Here is a 15,253-nt window from a genome sequence, read left to right on the forward strand (position 1 = left end):
CGCCGTGGCGAGTCCTTGTTTGTCTTGGTTTGTTCTTTGTATTTCTGTCTTCTGTTCCCGCTTCCGTTCCCGATTGCCCCGTCCTGGCTGGGCCGAGGAGCGCAGACGTAGGCGGATCAGGGATCGCGCTTGTCTGAGCGAAGCGAGTTTGCGCGAGACCCCGCCGKAGTCGAGCACCGCAGGTTGCCCGCAGCGAAGCGTAGGGACCCAGACTGCGGGTCGCCTTTTTTTGCTTACTTTTTTTGGCGAAGCAAAAAAAGTGAGTCGCATGCCGGGCGACCCCGGCCAGCAACCCTCAGCAGAGGGAGCAGAAGCCACTCACTCCGACCAAGGCTCCCCCCGGTACCAGGCATACCGAGCCAACCGCAACATAGGTTTATCCCCAGAAGTATCCCCATAGGCATACAGCGTCACCCCCTCCAGCCCAGCCGAACCAAAATACCCAGCCGCCCAGGCGCGCAGCCTGGCAACCTTCTGCTCCCCATGGCAATTCGGCGTCCRCATCCGCCCCGTAAGGCGACGTGCCTCGCCCYCACCGGTGACTTCCATTTCGGTGCAAAGCAGCACGTCAAAGCCCAACTGCTGCGCCACCTGCGCCAGGTAGATATCCGGCGAGGCGCTCACCATCACGCAGCAGTGCCCGGCTTCGCGGTGCCGGGCCAGGTGCGCCATCGCGTCCTCGCGCAGCTGGCCGGGGAAATCCTTGGCCAGCCACTGCGCGGTCCAGCCCTGCATTTCGGCGACGCTGCGGCCGGCCAGCGTGGCCTGCATGAGCCTGGCTTTGGCGACGTTGTTGGGCACCAGGCGCAGCGCATAACCGGCCAGCCACGGTGAGCAGCGCAGCAGGGCCCACATAAAGCGCGGCCAGCCCAGGCCGCGCGCGAGGAAGACCGTGAAGGTGTCGCGCCGGGTCAGCGTGCCGTCGAAGTCAAAGGCGGCCACCACGGCTGCAGCGGCGGCGCCCCCTACCGGTAGCATCGCACCTGCCCGCAGTAACGTTGGCAAAACGGGCAGCCGGTCATGGGCAGCCAGAAGGGAATGTTGTAGTAGCGCTTGAACACCGTGCCCAGCACGCCTTCGCGGTACGCGGGGTAGTTGAAGCCCGCGCCTTCGACGGCGTAAAAAGGCACGCCGTTCTGCTCGAAGCTCAGCACGCGCACCGAGGCGAAATAAGGTTCAAACTCCTCCAGCCGCGGCTTGTCGGCGAGGATGACACGAATCGTCTTGCCCTGGTAAAGCGAAAAATCCACCAGCATGTCGTCCTGGCGCGCGTGGAACTTGCCGACGCCGAACACCGGCATGTACTGGCGGCGTTCAAAACCGAATATCGACGCCGGCGTATAAGCCTCTCCCATCAACACCACGCCGGGTGCCGTGACCTGTTTCAGCATCTCGGCGGTCTTGTAGCTGCGGATGATCTGCGGATAGAGCTTTGTCGTGCGCCAGGTGTCCAGCGTGGTCATGTAAAGCCCGGCCACCACCAGCACATGCAGGCCGGCGAACACGGCCAGCCCTTTGGCGCAGGCCTTGAGTTTGTCGGCCGGCAGGGCAAAGGCCAAAAAGGCGAAGCCGAAGGGGTAAAAGGACAACACCCAGTGCAGGCCTATCACTTTTTTGGCCGACAGCAGCGCGAAGAACAACAGGGGCACCACCACCAGGCAGGCCAGCAGGCGCTGCGAGCGCGCCGCCGCCAGCAGCGACTGGCGGTAGCGCACCGCCATCCATACCGCGGCCGGCGTGACCAGGTAAACCATCATGCCGATATAGGTCAGCGGCTTGCGCCATTCAAAGGCGGCATCTTCATTGCGGTTGTACACATTGAACATGATGTTGGACCAGCCGTGCGACATGTTGTAGGCGATGTTGATCGCCGGGCCGGGCAAGGCACACAGCACCAGCAGGGCAAAACCGGCCAGGCGCTCGCGGCGGTACAGCACAAAGTAGACGAGGTAGCTGAAGCCCAGCACCACCGAGAAATACTTGGAAAGAAAAGCGCAGCCCAGGAACACGCCGGACAGCGCATACAGGCCCCAGGCGGCGCTGTCCAGCTGCGCGCGGCGCTCGGCGCGCATCAGCGCGGCGACCGACAGCACCGACCAGAAGATCAGCGGCGTGTCGGTGGTGATCAGGGTGTTGAGCCAGTTCAGCGGCGCGAGCCAGAAAAACAGCACAGCCCAGGCGGCGCGCACCTTGTCGACGGGCTTGAGGGCCCACCACAGCGCCGCGCCCAGCGCCAGCGGCAGCAGCACGATGGGCAGGCGTATGGACCACAGGCTGTCGCCCAGCGTGGCGCGCATCAGGGCGATCAGCCAGCCGACCATGGGCGGATGGTCCGAATAACCCCAGTCGGGGTACACCCCCCACCAGTAGAAGAAGGCTTCGTCACCGGTGACCGGGAAAGTCACGGAAATCCAGAACCGCAGCAAGAGCGAAAGCAGGCCGGCGGCCAATAGCCAACGGCTCAGCATGACGGGAAAAGCGGCGGAGGCGGCGGAATCGGGGTTCTGGGACATGAAGGCTTGAAAAGGGGAACGGCGCCGGCGGCAACACGCGCCGCGGGCAAGGCTGGAGCAGGCTAGCGGAAGCTGATTTCCTTGCGGATGGCCGCACTATAAAGCAAGGCCAGCACGCCGATGGCCACCGCCAGCCACAGCGTCAGCAGCCGCGCCAGCACGGTGACACCCAGCGCCGCCGCGGGCGTGGCGCCGTGAGCCACCAGCAGGCCGGTCAGCACAGCCTCGGTGCCGCCCAGGCCGGCCGGCAGCGCTGACAAAGCCCCGGCCACCATGGCGACGGCGTAAAAGCCCGTGGCCGTCGGCAGCTCGAGCGGAACCCCTATGCCGCGACAGATCAGCCAGACCGCGACGCCCTGCGCCGCCCAGGCCGTCAGGGTCAGCCCCAGCCAGAGCCAGGGACGCAACGCCAGGCAATGCCAGGCCTCCTGCAGCCAGGGCAGGCGCTCAAAGAGCCGGGCACGGTGCTTGAAGAGCAGCCCCAGCACGGCCAGCAAGAGCAGCGCGGCGACTGCCAGCAATCCTCCCAGCAGCGTGGACATGGCTTGCATCGCGGGATGCCGCAACACCCAGCCGGCGGCGGGCAGGCACAGCAGCAGCAGGCACAGCAGGTCGGCCAGCCGTTCGGCGCCGAAGATGGCCAGGCTTTGACCGGCGCGCAAAGGCTGGCGCGCCAGCATCAGGCCGCGCGCCGCCTCGCCGACATTGCCGGGCGTGGGCGTGAAGGCGTAGCCCGCCAGATACAGGCGCAAGCCCTGCAGCCAGCCGAAGTGGCGGCCGTAGTGCGCCATCCAGAGCCGCCAGCGCAGGCCGCGCAGCAGGTAGTTGAGCAGGCACAGGCCCGCAGCCTGCGCGCCCGTCCAGGACCAGAGCAGCGCCAGCGAGGCCCTGGGGCTGTCGCCCCAAACCAGCAAGGCGGCCGCGTAGGCCGTGGCCACCACGCCCAGCACCAGCAGCAGGCGCTTGAAGGGCAGGCCGCCCGCCGCGGCTGGCGTGGACGGGGCGGGCGAAGGGCTCACAGCCGGTGGCTCAGGAAAATGGCCAGCCACAGCGCGCCGGCCGCCAGTATCCAGGGGTCGCGCAACATGTCGCGCGCCACGTCTTCGCCATGGCCGCGGTGCACCTGGTAGGTGTAGCGCAGCATGCCGAAAATCACTACCGGCACGGTGTAGAGCAGGCGTTCGCCGTGCTGCAGTTGCGCTTCGGGGCTGGTGGCAAACAGGCTGTAGGTGGTCAGCGTGGCGGTCATGGTCACGGCCATGAAAGTATCCAGCAGGGCGGACGGGTAGTGGGCCATCACGGCGCGCCGGCTGGCCTCTTCATGGAAGCTTTCAGCCTTGCGTTTGGCAAACCCCAGGAACAGGGCCACAAAAATACCGGTCAGCAGCAGCCAGCGCGAAGGCGGGATGCCGACGGCCACCGTGCCGGCCAGCAGGCGCAGCATGAAACCCGAGGCAATGATGGACACATCGACCACCGGCACCTGCTTGAGCCGCCACGAATACGCCAGGTTGAGCAGCACATAGGCCGCCAACAGCACCAGCAATGTCCGGTTGCCAGCCGCCAACAACAGCCCCGCCACCAGCAGCAGGCCGGCCAGCACCAGGGCCACGGGGACCGCCACCGCGCCGCTGGCCAGGGGCCGCTTGCGTTTGGTCGGGTGCAGGGCGTCGCTGGCGCGGTCATGCCAGTCGTTGATGATGTAGACCATGCTGGAGAGGCAGCAGAACGCGGCAAAAGCGTGGAAGACGCGCACATCCAGCGCCGTGTCCAGCCAGTTCTGGCTGAACACCAGGCCGGCGAACACGAAGACGTTYTTCAGCCACTGGTGCGGCCGCATCAGCCGGACCAGGGCCAGCGGGGAAGAAGACGGCGAGGATGAGGAAGGCAAAGAGGGCATCAGGAAGGGAGGGAAACACCCCGTGGGCAAGCGGGCTTCAAGCATAACTGACCGGGATTCCCGAATACGGCCAAAATGGGGCCATGTCTTTTGCACCCGCCGCCTCCCTCGCCTCCCCTCCCGCCACCCTGCCTGCCGTCTCGCCCCGCGCCCTGGAACTGATCCAGGCCCTGGTGCGCATGAACACCGTCAGCGACAACAGCAACCTGGAACTGATCCACTTCGTGCGCGACGAGCTCGCCCGGCTCGGCGTGGCCAGCCGCATCACCACCAATGCCGGCAAGACCAAGGCCAACCTCTTCGCCACGCTGGGTGAAGGCAAGCCGGCCGGCATCATCCTGTCGGGCCATACCGACACCGTGCCCTGGGACGGCCAGGATTGGACGCTGGACCCGCTGTCGGCCGCCATCGAGGGCGGTCGGCTCTACGGCCGCGGCAGTTGCGACATGAAAGGCTTTATCGGCATGGCCCTGGCCCACGCCGGCGATTTCCTGAACAGCCAGGCGCCCTTCGCGGTGCACCTGGCGCTGAGCTATGACGAGGAAGTCGGCTGCCTGGGCGTGCGCGGGCTGATCGCCGACATGAAGGACGCCGGCATCGCGCCGCTGGCCTGCATCGTCGGCGAACCCACCAGCATGGTGCCGGCCACCGCGCACAAGGGCGTCTACCGCTACAAATGCTGCGTGCGCGGCAAGGAGGCGCATTCCTCGCTCACGCCGCAGTCGGTCAACGCCATCGAGATGGCGGCGCGCGTGGTCGGCAAGCTGCGCGACATGGCCGAGGGCTTTGAGGCCAACGAGCCGCGCTACGAGGGCTTCGACGTGCCCTTCAGCACCGCCAGCGTCGGCCAGTTCCACGGCGGCATCGCCGACAACGTGGTGCCGCGCGACGCCGAGTTCCGCTATGAATTCCGCAACCTGCCCACGGCCGACGCCCTGGCCATGCAGCGCGAAATACGGGCTTACGCGGAGCGCGCGCAGCCGGCGATGAAAAAAGTCGCACCCGACGCGGGCTTCAGCTTTGAAACGATTTGCGAAGTGCCGGCCTTCCTGGGCTCGGCCGGCGACGACGTGACCCGGCTGGCGCAGCGCCTGGCCGGCACGCAGCAGACCACGCTGGTGGCTTTCGGCACCGAAGCCGGCATCTTCAAGGGCGCGGGCATTCCCACCGTGGTGTGCGGCCCCGGCAGCATCACCCAGGCGCACCAGCCCGACGAGTTCGTGAGCCTGGAACAACTGGCGCGTTGCCAGGCCTTTATGCAGGGTCTGATCGCCACAAGGCAGATCGCCTGAGAGCCGCTCACAAAACCCTCCTGGCGTTGTTGCGCCGCCTTGCCGCACTGGTGTGCTGTCTGCGGCGACGCGCCTAGCCAGGACGCTGGGCTTTGTGAGCGGCTCCAAACCCCCAAAGCAAAACGCCTGACTGAGTCAGGCGCTTTGTTTGGATATCTAAAGAGTCAGGTCCTGACGCGACCGTCGCCGGTCAGCATCGAAAGCTCCACAAAGCTCGAAGCCACATGATCCGTCGGCGAGAACGACACGGAGAACCCGCCCAGCGACTGGGTGCCGATGGCTTCCAGGCCGGAGATCAGCGACTCACGGCTCATCTTGGCACCGCCGCGCTTGAGGCCCTCCACCAGAACCTTGGCGGCCACGTAGCCTTCCATGCTGGAAAAATTGACCTTCGCATCCTTGCCGGCCGCCTTCACCGCGTCGGTAAACTCGCGCACAATCGGCCGCGCTCCGTTGTAGGGCGAAGGCATGACCTGTGACACCACCACGCCTGCTCCATCCTTGCCCAGCTCGTCGGCCAGCGCCTGCGTGCCGACAAACGACACGTTGTAAAACGTGCCGCCATAGCCTGCCTTGCGGGCTTCGCGGATAAAGGCGGCGCAGGCCTTGTACGCACCGATCTGCACCACCGCGTCGGGCCCTGCGGCCACCAGCGTGGTGACGGCCTTGGCCACGTCCACCGTATTGCGCTCGACCGTCGCCTGCGCCACGGGCTTGAGGTTCTGCGCACCCAGGGCTAGCACCACGCCGTCCAGCCCGGCCTTGCCGTAGGCATCGTTCTGGTAGAACACCGCGATTTTTTTCAGCCCCAGGGCGGTCAGCTGTTTGACGATAAGGCCGGTTTCGTCGTTATACGAAGCGCGCACGTGGAAGGCGTATTTGTTGAAGGGGTCACGCAAGGCCATGGCGCCGGTAAACGGCGCGATAAACGGGACCTTGTCTTTGGTGGCCATCGGCAGGGCGACGATGCTGGTGGGTGTGCCGATGTAGCCAAACAGTGCAAACACCTCGTCGTCGATCAGCTTGCGGGTGTTTTCGGCACAGCGGGTGGGCTCATAGCCGTCGTCGAGGTTGCGGATCTCGATCAGGCGCTTGTTGATGCCACCCTGTTCGTTCACCTGGTCGAAGTACACCTTCGCGCCCTGGTAGAACTGGATGCCCAGCTGCGCAGCGGGGCCGGTGAAAGGGGCCGACTGGCCCAGGATGATCTTGTCGGCCTGGGCATGGGCGATGTTGAAGCCGGCCAGCATGGAAGCGCCGGCGACGGTGGAGAATTTTCTGCGAGTGAGATTCATCCTTTCATTCTCGCAACACAACTTACAGTAAGGTTACCCTTTTGGTAACAGGACGAAAGCCCGTGAGATTGGTCACTACTTTGGTCTTACTTCAAGCTTTGTTTGTCAGTAATTTGCCAGCTTTTGGCCGCTTTTCGCAAATGCGGCCTATTCCCTGACCCGGCCGGTCGCGTCGATCAGGCTGAGCTCGACCAGCTTGGAGCCCACGCGGTCGCCGTCGAAGTGGACGCGAAAGCCGCCCAGGTTCAGGTCCTGCAGGCCGTCCAGCGCCTTGCGCAGCTTGGCCCGGGTCGGGTCCTTGCCGGCCTTGCGCAGGGCTTCGGCATAGGTCCAGGCGGCGATATAGCCTTCGAGCATGTAGACGTTGGACTTGCCGAGCTTGGCCGCCAGCGCGTCGGCCTGCAGCTCCCGCACCAGCACGCTCTTGGCATTGTCCGACTTGGGCGTGACACGCACCACCACCACACCGGCGCCGGCCGCGCCCAGTTGCTCGGCCAGCAGGCTTTCGCCGGTGCTCGAAAAGCCGTAGATGGGCCCGCGAAAGCCCTTGGCGCGCAGGTCGCGTATGGCGCTGGCCGCGCCCGAGGCGTCGCTGATCACCAGCACCGATTCRGGCTTTTTGGCCAGCACCTGGTCCACGCTGGTGGCGACGCTGCCGCCTGAAAGGGACGACTTGGCCACGAGGTTGGCACCCAGGCCGCCCATGGTGCGCTCGGCCGAATCCAGCGCCGCGAGCGACTCCGGATCCTTGCCGTGCAGGATGGCCAGCTTGCGCATGCCCAGGGTCTCGGCATGGCGCGTGATCATGGCGGCCTCTTCCGAATAGCCGGGCCGCACCGAATAGACATTGGGGTAGAGCGAGCCGCGCAGCTCGTCGGCGCCGGCCATGGGCGCGAACAGCAGGATGTCCGTGTCCTTGAGCAGCGGGTTGACGGCGGTGACCTGCGCCGAACCGTAGTAGCCGAACAGCGAGAACACTTTCTGGTCCAGCAGTTTTTTGGTATTGGCCAGCGTGGTGTCGGGGTTGCCCACGTCGTCCAGCGTGCTGAGTTCAATCTTGCGGCCGTTGACGCCGCCGCCCGCGTTGACGCGGTCGAAGTAAAGCCGCGCGCCCTGCGCGAAAGGCAGGGCCAGTGTGGCGCCGGGCCCTGTCATCGCCAGGGATTGGCCCAGCGTGACGGCGGTCTTGCTGATCCCGTCCTCGGCTTTGGCCCCTGGCGCGAGCAAGCCGGCCAGGGCCGCTACCATGCTGATTCTGGCGGCGACGTGGAATGCCCGCATTCCGTTCATTGTTGTAATCATGAAGTATGTGTCTCCCCCGGGTTACCCCGATGACTGTCAATATAAAGTTGAACCATGAGCAATACCATCAGCATCTCCCCTAAGGCCACGGCCCACCCTGACGCCGGGCTGAAGCCAGCCGCCGTACAGGTGCTGGGCGCCTGCCCGCACGACTGCCCGGACACCTGCTCGCTGCTGACCACGGTGGAAGGCGGCGTGGCCACCCGCGTGCAGGGCAACCCCGACCATCCCCACACCGGCGGCGTGCTGTGCAACAAGGTCTCGCGCTACACCGAACGCACCTACCACCCCGAGCGCCTGCTGCGGCCGCTCAAGCGCAGCGGCCCCAAGGGCAGCGGGCAGTTCGAGCCGGTGAGCTGGGAGGCGGCGCTGGCCGATATCGCTTCTCGCCTCAAGGCCATCGCGGCGCGCGAGCCCGAAGCCATCGTCCCCTACAGCTATGCCGGCACCATGGGCCAGGTGCAGGGCGAAAGCATGGCCGGGCGATTTTTCAACCGGCTGGGTTCGTCTTTCCTGGACCGCACCATCTGCTCCTCGGCCGGGGGCGAGGCCCTGGTGCAGACCCTGGGCGCCAAGGTCGGCATGCGGGTGGAGTTTTTCGCCGAATCCAAGCTGATCATCATCTGGGGCAGCAATTCCATCGGCAGCAACCTGCATTTCTGGCGCTATGCGCAGCAGGCCAAGCGCGACGGCGCCAGGCTCGTCTGCATAGATCCACGTCGAAGCGAAACCGCCGAGAAATGCCACGAGCACATCGCGCTGCTGCCCGGCACCGACGCCGCGCTGGCGCTCGCGCTGATGCACGAGCTGATCACCCATGACTGGCTGGACCACGACTACATCGCGCGCCACACCCTGGGCTGGCAAGACCCCGACGGCGGGCTGCGCGAACGCGCGCTGCACTGGAGCCCCGAGCGCGCCGCCGCCGTCTGCGGCGTGCCGGCCGAACAGATTCGCTCGCTGGCGCGCGATTACGGCGAATGCATGTTGAACAAGCAGCCCGCGGCCATACGCCTGAACTACGGCATGCAGCGCGTGCACGGCGGCGGCAACGCGGCCCGCGCCGTCGCCTGCCTGCCCGCACTCACGGGCGCCTGGCGGCACCGCGCCGGCGGCGTGCTGCTCAGCAGTTCGGGCCTGTTCCCGGTGGACAGGGCGGCGCTGCAGCGGCCCGATCTGCTCAAGGGCCGGCAGCCGCGCACCGTCAACATGAGCACCATAGGCAACGCCTTGCTGGCGCCGGCCTCGCCGCAATTCGGCCCGAAAATCGAGGCGCTCATCGTCTACAACAGCAACCCGGTGGCGGTGGCGCCCGAGTCCGGCAAGGTGGTGCAGGGTTTTGCGCGTGAAGACCTGTTCACCGTGGTGCTCGAGCATTTCCAGACCGACACCGCCGATTACGCCGACTACATCCTGCCGGCCACCACGCAGCTGGAGCACTGGGACGTGCACGGCGCCTACGGCCATACCGACGCGTTGCTGAACCGTCCGGCCATCGCGCCGCTGGGCCAGGCCAAGCCCAACACCCAGATATTCCGCGAACTGGCCGCCCATATGGGTCTGGATGAACCCTGCTTTTCCGACAGCGACGAACAGCTGTGCCGCGCGGTGTTCGGCGACAAGGTCGACTTCCAGCAGCTGCTGGACAAGGGCTTCGCCACACTCGACCTGCCCGACGCGCCCTTTGCCGACGGCAACTTCCCCACGGCCTCGGGCTGCTGCGAATTTTTCAGCGCGCGGCTGGCGGCCGAGGGCGCCGACGGCCTGCCCGGCCACGTACCCAACCATGAAGCCGCGGGCAGCTCGGCGCAGTTCCCGCTGGCCATGATCTCGCCGCCGGCGCGCAACTTCCTGAACTCCACTTTCGTCAACGTCAAAAGCCTGCGCGACATCGAGGCCGAGCCGGTGCTGGAAATCCACGCCGACGACGCCGCGGCACGCGGCATCACCACGGGCGCCATCGTCAAGGTTTTCAACCAGCGCGGCGAGTACCGGGTCAAGGCCGAGGTCTCGGCGCGGGCCCGGCCCGGCGTGGTCAACGGCCTGGGCATCTGGTGGCGCAAGCTGGGCCTGGACGGCACCAACGTCAACCAGCTCACCAGCCAGCACCTGACCGACATGGGCCGCGGCCCGGTGTTTTACGACTGCCTGGTGCAGGTGCAGCGCGAGCCGCAGGCCGCCTGAGCGCCTGAACGGAGTTCCGGTGAAACGCGGCACCCTCAAACGCACGCTGGCCGTCGCGCTGGCCGCGGGCCTGGGCCTGGCGGGCTGCGCCGACCTGGGTTATTACTGGCAGTCCGTCAGCGGCCACCTGCAGATGCTCAACGCGGCCCGCCCGGTGGACGACTGGCTGGGCGACGCGCAGGCCTCCGAGCAGCTGAAAAGCCGGCTGGCCCTGTCGCAGCGCATACGCAGCTTTGCCGTGAACGAACTCAAGCTGCCCGACAACCCCAGCTACAAGCGTTATGCCGACCTGCGCCGCAGCGCCGTGGTCTGGAACGTGGTGGCCGCGCCCGAGTTCTCGCTGACCCTCAAGACCTGGTGCTTCCCGATCACGGGTTGTGTGGGCTACCGCGGCTATTTCAATGAGGCCGAGGCGCGCGCCGAGGCCGAACGGCTCAAGGCGCAAGGCCTGGAGACCAGCGTCTACGGCGTGCCCGCCTATTCGACGCTGGGCTGGATGAACTGGGCCGGCGGCGACCCGCTGCTCAACACCTTCATCGGCTACCCCGAAGGCGAGCTCGCGCGGCTGATCTTTCACGAACTGGCGCACCAGGTGGTCTACGCCAAAGACGACACCATGTTCAACGAGTCTTTCGCCACCGCCGTCGAGCGCATGGGCAGCCAGCGCTGGCTGGACAGCGAGGCCCTCAGGGGCAACCAGAAGGCCCAGCAGGACTACGCCCGGTTCGACGGGCGGCGCCGGCAGTTCCGCGCGCTGGCGCTGGCCACGCGGCTTGAGCTGGCCGCGATCTACGATCAAAAACCGGCGACGGCCGCCGGCAAAGCCGCGCAGGCCGCCCTGAAGGCCGAGGCGCTCCAGCGTTTTCGCGAGGGCTACGCCAGCCTCAAGGCTTCGTGGGACGGCTTTGCGGGCTATGACCCCTGGGTGGCGCGCGCCAACAACGCGGCCTTCGGCGCGCAGGCCGCCTATGATGAGCTGGTACCCGGCTTCGAAGCTTTGTTCGAGCACGAAGGCCGCGACTGGCAACGGTTTTATGATGCGGTCAAAGGGCTGGCCGGGCTGCCCAAAGAAGAACGGCGCAAGGCGCTTCAAATGAATAACACCCACAACAACACGGAGACCTCGAATGGCTGACATCCACATCCAGCGCGAACACAGCTTGGGCCTTCTTGAGGCACGCAAGATCGCCTTCAAGTGGGCCGAGCAGGTCGAAGAAAAGTTCGCCATGGAATGCACCTACGAGGAAGGCAAGACCGAAGACCTGGTCAGTTTCACCCGCTCGGGCGTCAGCGGCACGCTGGCGGTCACCAAAGACAGTTTTGACCTCAACGCCAGGCTCGGCTTTCTGCTGGGTGCGTTCAAGGACAAAATTGAAGGCGAGATCGTGAAAAACCTGGACACGCTGATCGCAAAGAAACCCGCCGCCAAAAAGGCTGCGGCTAAAAAGAAGGCCGCCTGAGAAGCTACTGAAATTCAAGGGCGCTGCCCGTGAACTACAACCTGGCCCGCTTCGACCTGGTGTCCGTGCGCCTGGCGGTGGCCTGCGCGCAAACCGGCAGCCTGACCGCGGCGGCGCGCGACTCGCACCTGGCACTGGCTGCGGCCAGTCGGCGCATACGCGAACTCGAAGACGCCCTGGGTGAGGCCCTGTTCGAGCGCCACGCGCGCGGCCTCTTGCCGACAGCGGCCGGGCGCGTCTTCGTCAAGCACGGCCTGACTTTGCTGCAAACCATGGAGCAGCTGGGCGGCGAACTGGCCGACCTGCGGCGCGGCATCGCGCGCCACATACGCCTGTGCGCCAGCAGCGCGGCCATCAGCCAATTCCTGCCGCCGCTGCTCGCGCGTTACGGCGAGCTGCACCCGCAGGTGCACATCGACCTCGAGGAGCAGGTGTCCGAAGCGGTGGTGGCCACCTTGCGCGAAGGCCGGGCCGACGCGGCGGTGTTTGTCGAAGGGCCGGACACCACGGGGCTGGACACGCGTCTGTTTCGCGAAGACGAACTGGTGCTGATCCTGCCGGCCGGCCACGCGCTCGCTCGCAGCAAGGTGCCGCTAGCTTTTACCGATGCGCTTGACGAGGAATGGATCAGCCTGACCGCCGGCGCCGCCATGCTGCAAAAGCAGCAGCAGGCCGCGCTGGCCGCGAACCGGCCGCTCAAGCTGCGCATGCAGGTGCGCAGCTTCGACGCGGTATGCCACATGGTGGCCTCGGGCCTGGGCGTGGCCATCCTGCCCAAGGGCGCGACGCTGCCTCTCATCAAAAGCATGAAGCTGGGCTGGCGGCCGCTGGCCGACGCCTGGGCCAGGCGCCGCCTGCTGGCGGCCACCATGGCGGGCCAGCCCGATGCGGCCATCACCGCGCTGGTGGACTTCCTGGTGGCGCCTGCCGGCGCCTTGCCTTCGCAAAACGCGAAAGCCCGAGCCCCAAAGCGGTAATGGACGGGGCGGGCCCCGGGCGGCACACTGCCGCCCATGGCCACTGAACAATCCCTTCCCACTCCCACCGCCTCCGGCCCGCTTGCCGGCCTCAAAGTGCTGGAGCTGGGCCAGCTGATCGCCGGGCCCTTCGCGGCCAAGACGCTGGCGGACTTCGGCGCCGACATCATCAAGATCGAAACCCCGGGCGCGGGCGACCCGCTGCGCAAATGGCGTTTGCTGAAAGACGGCACCTCGGTCTGGTGGCAGGTGCAGTCGCGCAACAAGCGTTCGGTGGCGCTGGACCTCAAAAGCCCCGAGGCGCAGGACATCGTGCGCCGGCTGGCCGCCGATGCCGACGTGCTGATCGAGAACTTCCGCCCGGGCGCCATGGAAGGCTGGGGCCTGGGCCCCGACGAACTGCTGGCGCTGAACCCGCGCCTCATCATGCTGCGCATCAGCGGCTACGGCCAGACCGGCCCCTACCGCGACAAGCCGGGCTTCGGCGTGGTGGCCGAGGCCATGAGCGGCCTGCGCCACCTGACGGCCGAGCCGGGCCGCGTGCCGGTGCGCGTGGGCGTGAGCATTGGCGACACGCTGGCCGCGCTGCACGGCGTGATCGGCATCCTGCTGGCCATGCAGGAGCGCCAGCGCTCAGGCAAAGGCCAGGTGATAGACGTGGCGCTTTATGAAGCGGTCTTCAACTGCATGGAAAGCCTGCTGCCCGAGTACAGCGCTTTCGGCGTGGTGCGCGGCGCGGCCGGCAGCGCCCTGCCAGGCATCGCGCCCAGCAATGCCTACCTGTGCAAGGACGGCGGCTACGCGCTGGTTGCCGGCAATGGCGACAGCATTTTCAAGCGCCTGATGGCCACCATAGGCCGCACCGACCTGGGCAGCGACCCAGCCCTGGCCGACAACGCAGGCCGCGTCGCACGCGTGGCGGAAATCGACGCGGCCATAGGCCAATGGACTTTGGGCCTCACGGTGGACGAGGTGCTGGCGGCGCTCGACAAGGTCTCGGTGCCAGCAGGCCGCATTTACACCGTGGCCGACATCGCAGCCGACCCGCACTACCAGGCGCGCGGCATGCTCGACGAGCTGCGCATGGAAGACGGCAGCCTGCTGACCGTGCCCGGCATCGTGCCCAAACTCTCGCGCACGCCGGGCGGCCATCGCCGCAACGCGCCTCAAATCGGCCAGGACACAGATGCCGTGCTAAGCGAGATGGGCTTGTCGGCCGTACAGATCCAAGCCTTGAAAGACAAAGGCATCGTGGCCGGAAAGGACGCGGACGCAGCATGAAAAAACGCATTCACTTCAATGAGGTCGCCACGCGCGACGGCTTCCAGATCGAGTCCAATTTCATCGCCACCGACGACAAGGTGGCGCTGGTCGACGCGCTGAGCGAGTGCGGTTACGCCAAGATCGAAGTCACCTCTTTCACCTCGCCCAAGGCCATTCCCATGCTGCGCGACGCCGAAGAGGTCATGGGCCGCATACGCCGCGTGCCCGGCGTGGAATACACGGTGCTGGTACCCAACCTGCGCGGCGCGGAGCGCGCGCTGGAGTCGTGCGCCGACGAGCTCAACCTCGTGATGTCGGTGTCGGAAACCCATAACCTCGCCAACCTGCGCATGCCCCGCGAGAAAAGTTTTGCCGCGCTGTCCGACGTGGTTCACCATGTCGATGGCCGCACGCCCATCAATGTGTCGCTGTCCTGCTGCTTCGGCTGCCCGATGGAGGGCGAGGTGGCCGAAGCAGAAGTGCTGCGCTGGAGTGAACGCTTTGCCGCCTTCGGCGCGGACCGCGTGCGCGGCCTCACGATTTGCGACACCACCGGCATGGCGCATCCGACCCAGGTCGCCCGTATGGTTGAGGTGCTGCAGCAGCGCTTCAAAAACCTGCAGCTGACCCTGCACTTCCACAACACGCGCGGTATGGGTCTGGCCAATGTGCTGGCCGCCGTGCAAGGCGGCATCACACGTTTTGACGGCTCGCTGGGCGGCCTGGGCGGCTGCCCCTACGCACCCGGTGCCAGCGGCAACATCAGCAGCGAGGACGCGGTTCACATGCTGGACGCTATGGGTTACGACACCGGCGTGGRCATCCCCCGGTTGCTGGACGTGGCACGGCAGATGCCGGCCATCGTCGGCCATGAAGTACCCGGCCAGGTCGCCAAGGCCGGCCGCATCACCGACCTGCACGAACCACCGCCTTATGTGGCTGAACTGAGGGCGGCATCGGCATGATCGGCACCCTTGACCACATCGTGCTGACGACCGGCGATAAAGCTGCCTGCGTGGACTTCTACACGCGCGTGCTCGGCATGACGCTGGAGACCTTTACCGGCG

At 66.3% G+C, this 15,253-nt stretch carries 14 protein-coding genes; 8 read left to right on the top strand and 6 right to left on the bottom strand.

The annotated features are described in order from the left end of the window. Positions 1 to 318 precede the first annotated feature (318 nt). The 4 genes from AC1D0P_RS10340 to AC1D0P_RS10355 form a co-directional block, all read right to left on the bottom strand. On the bottom strand, positions 319 to 978 hold the full coding sequence (locus tag AC1D0P_RS10340; RefSeq protein WP_477676651.1) for an HAD-IB family hydrolase: 660 nt from the start codon (positions 976 to 978) through the stop codon (positions 319 to 321). After that, positions 966 to 2,513, bottom strand: a complete 1,548-nt coding sequence (locus AC1D0P_RS10345; RefSeq protein ID WP_477676652.1) for an ArnT family glycosyltransferase — start codon at positions 2,511 to 2,513, stop codon at positions 966 to 968. Before AC1D0P_RS10345 ends, AC1D0P_RS10340 begins: the two co-directional genes overlap by 13 nt. A 62-nt stretch (positions 2,514 to 2,575) precedes the next feature. Continuing rightward, on the bottom strand, positions 2,576 to 3,532 hold the full coding sequence (locus AC1D0P_RS10350) for a lysylphosphatidylglycerol synthase transmembrane domain-containing protein (RefSeq protein WP_477676653.1): 957 nt from the start codon (positions 3,530 to 3,532) through the stop codon (positions 2,576 to 2,578). Beyond that, positions 3,529 to 4,413: a decaprenyl-phosphate phosphoribosyltransferase gene (locus AC1D0P_RS10355; RefSeq protein WP_477676654.1), complete on the bottom strand. Its 885-nt coding sequence runs from the start codon at positions 4,411 to 4,413 to the stop codon at positions 3,529 to 3,531. Before AC1D0P_RS10355 ends, AC1D0P_RS10350 begins: the two co-directional genes overlap by 4 nt. A gap of 83 nt (positions 4,414 to 4,496) precedes the next feature. Here AC1D0P_RS10355 and argE point away from each other — a divergent pair, with 83 nt between their 5' ends. Next, entirely contained in the window at positions 4,497 to 5,705 is a 1,209-nt protein-coding gene (gene argE, locus AC1D0P_RS10360) for an acetylornithine deacetylase (protein WP_477676655.1), read from the top strand. A 164-nt stretch (positions 5,706 to 5,869) separates the two neighbouring features. On the opposite strand, the gene AC1D0P_RS10365 is transcribed toward argE, so the two are convergent. Together AC1D0P_RS10365 and AC1D0P_RS10370 are read right to left on the bottom strand one after the other, a co-directional pair. Continuing rightward, the gene (locus tag AC1D0P_RS10365) at positions 5,870 to 7,000 is read right to left on the bottom strand and encodes an ABC transporter substrate-binding protein (RefSeq protein ID WP_477676656.1); all 1,131 of its coding nucleotides are present in this window, start codon (positions 6,998 to 7,000) and stop codon (positions 5,870 to 5,872) included. A 147-nt stretch (positions 7,001 to 7,147) separates the two neighbouring features. Then, positions 7,148 to 8,281, bottom strand: a complete 1,134-nt coding sequence (locus AC1D0P_RS10370) for an ABC transporter substrate-binding protein (RefSeq protein ID WP_477676657.1) — start codon at positions 8,279 to 8,281, stop codon at positions 7,148 to 7,150. A 75-nt stretch (positions 8,282 to 8,356) separates the two neighbouring features. Here AC1D0P_RS10370 and AC1D0P_RS10375 point away from each other — a divergent pair, with 75 nt between their 5' ends. The 7 genes from AC1D0P_RS10375 to AC1D0P_RS10405 all read left to right on the top strand — a co-directional run. Beyond that, entirely contained in the window at positions 8,357 to 10,486 is a 2,130-nt protein-coding gene (locus tag AC1D0P_RS10375; protein WP_477676658.1) for a molybdopterin-containing oxidoreductase family protein, read from the top strand. Between the two features lie 19 nt (positions 10,487 to 10,505). Further along, positions 10,506 to 11,621: an aminopeptidase gene (locus AC1D0P_RS10380; RefSeq protein WP_477676659.1), complete on the top strand. Its 1,116-nt coding sequence runs from the start codon at positions 10,506 to 10,508 to the stop codon at positions 11,619 to 11,621. Beyond that, positions 11,614 to 11,946 carry a polyhydroxyalkanoic acid system family protein gene (locus AC1D0P_RS10385; RefSeq protein ID WP_477676660.1) on the top strand — a complete coding sequence of 111 codons (333 nt, stop codon included), beginning with the start codon at positions 11,614 to 11,616 and terminating at the stop codon, positions 11,944 to 11,946. The genes AC1D0P_RS10380 and AC1D0P_RS10385 overlap by 8 nt, the downstream gene beginning before the upstream one ends. Positions 11,947 to 11,975: 29 nt before the next feature. Then, positions 11,976 to 12,923 (top strand): LysR family transcriptional regulator, encoded by a 948-nt coding sequence (locus AC1D0P_RS10390; RefSeq protein WP_477676661.1) that lies wholly within the window; start codon positions 11,976 to 11,978, stop codon positions 12,921 to 12,923. A gap of 36 nt (positions 12,924 to 12,959) precedes the next feature. Beyond that, positions 12,960 to 14,204 carry a CaiB/BaiF CoA transferase family protein gene (locus tag AC1D0P_RS10395; protein ID WP_477676662.1) on the top strand — a complete coding sequence of 415 codons (1,245 nt, stop codon included), beginning with the start codon at positions 12,960 to 12,962 and terminating at the stop codon, positions 14,202 to 14,204. Beyond that, positions 14,201 to 15,151 carry a hydroxymethylglutaryl-CoA lyase gene (locus AC1D0P_RS10400; RefSeq protein WP_477676663.1) on the top strand — a complete coding sequence of 317 codons (951 nt, stop codon included), beginning with the start codon at positions 14,201 to 14,203 and terminating at the stop codon, positions 15,149 to 15,151. The genes AC1D0P_RS10395 and AC1D0P_RS10400 overlap by 4 nt, the downstream gene beginning before the upstream one ends. After that, positions 15,148 to 15,253 (top strand): VOC family protein (locus AC1D0P_RS10405; protein WP_477676664.1); only part of this gene is annotated, 106 nt, incomplete at its 3' end. The genes AC1D0P_RS10400 and AC1D0P_RS10405, both read left to right, overlap by 4 nt.

The sequence above is a fragment of the Polaromonas sp. P1_G2 genome, from assembly GCF_056405515.1.

Bases quoted from the DNA above. Each gene is read 5' to 3' on its own strand.
- AC1D0P_RS10345 (WP_477676652.1), bottom strand. From the start codon at position 2,513: ATGTCCCAGAACCCCGATTCCGCCGCCTCCGCCGCTTTTCCCGTCATG.
- argE (WP_477676655.1), top strand. From the start codon at position 4,497: ATGTCTTTTGCACCCGCCGCCTCCCTCGCCTCCCCTCCCGCCACCCTG.
- AC1D0P_RS10365 (WP_477676656.1), bottom strand. From the start codon at position 7,000: ATGAATCTCACTCGCAGAAAATTCTCCACCGTCGCCGGCGCTTCCATG.
- AC1D0P_RS10375 (WP_477676658.1), top strand. From the start codon at position 8,357: ATGAGCAATACCATCAGCATCTCCCCTAAGGCCACGGCCCACCCTGAC.
- AC1D0P_RS10385 (WP_477676660.1), top strand. From the start codon at position 11,614: ATGGCTGACATCCACATCCAGCGCGAACACAGCTTGGGCCTTCTTGAG.
- AC1D0P_RS10395 (WP_477676662.1), top strand. From the start codon at position 12,960: ATGGCCACTGAACAATCCCTTCCCACTCCCACCGCCTCCGGCCCGCTT.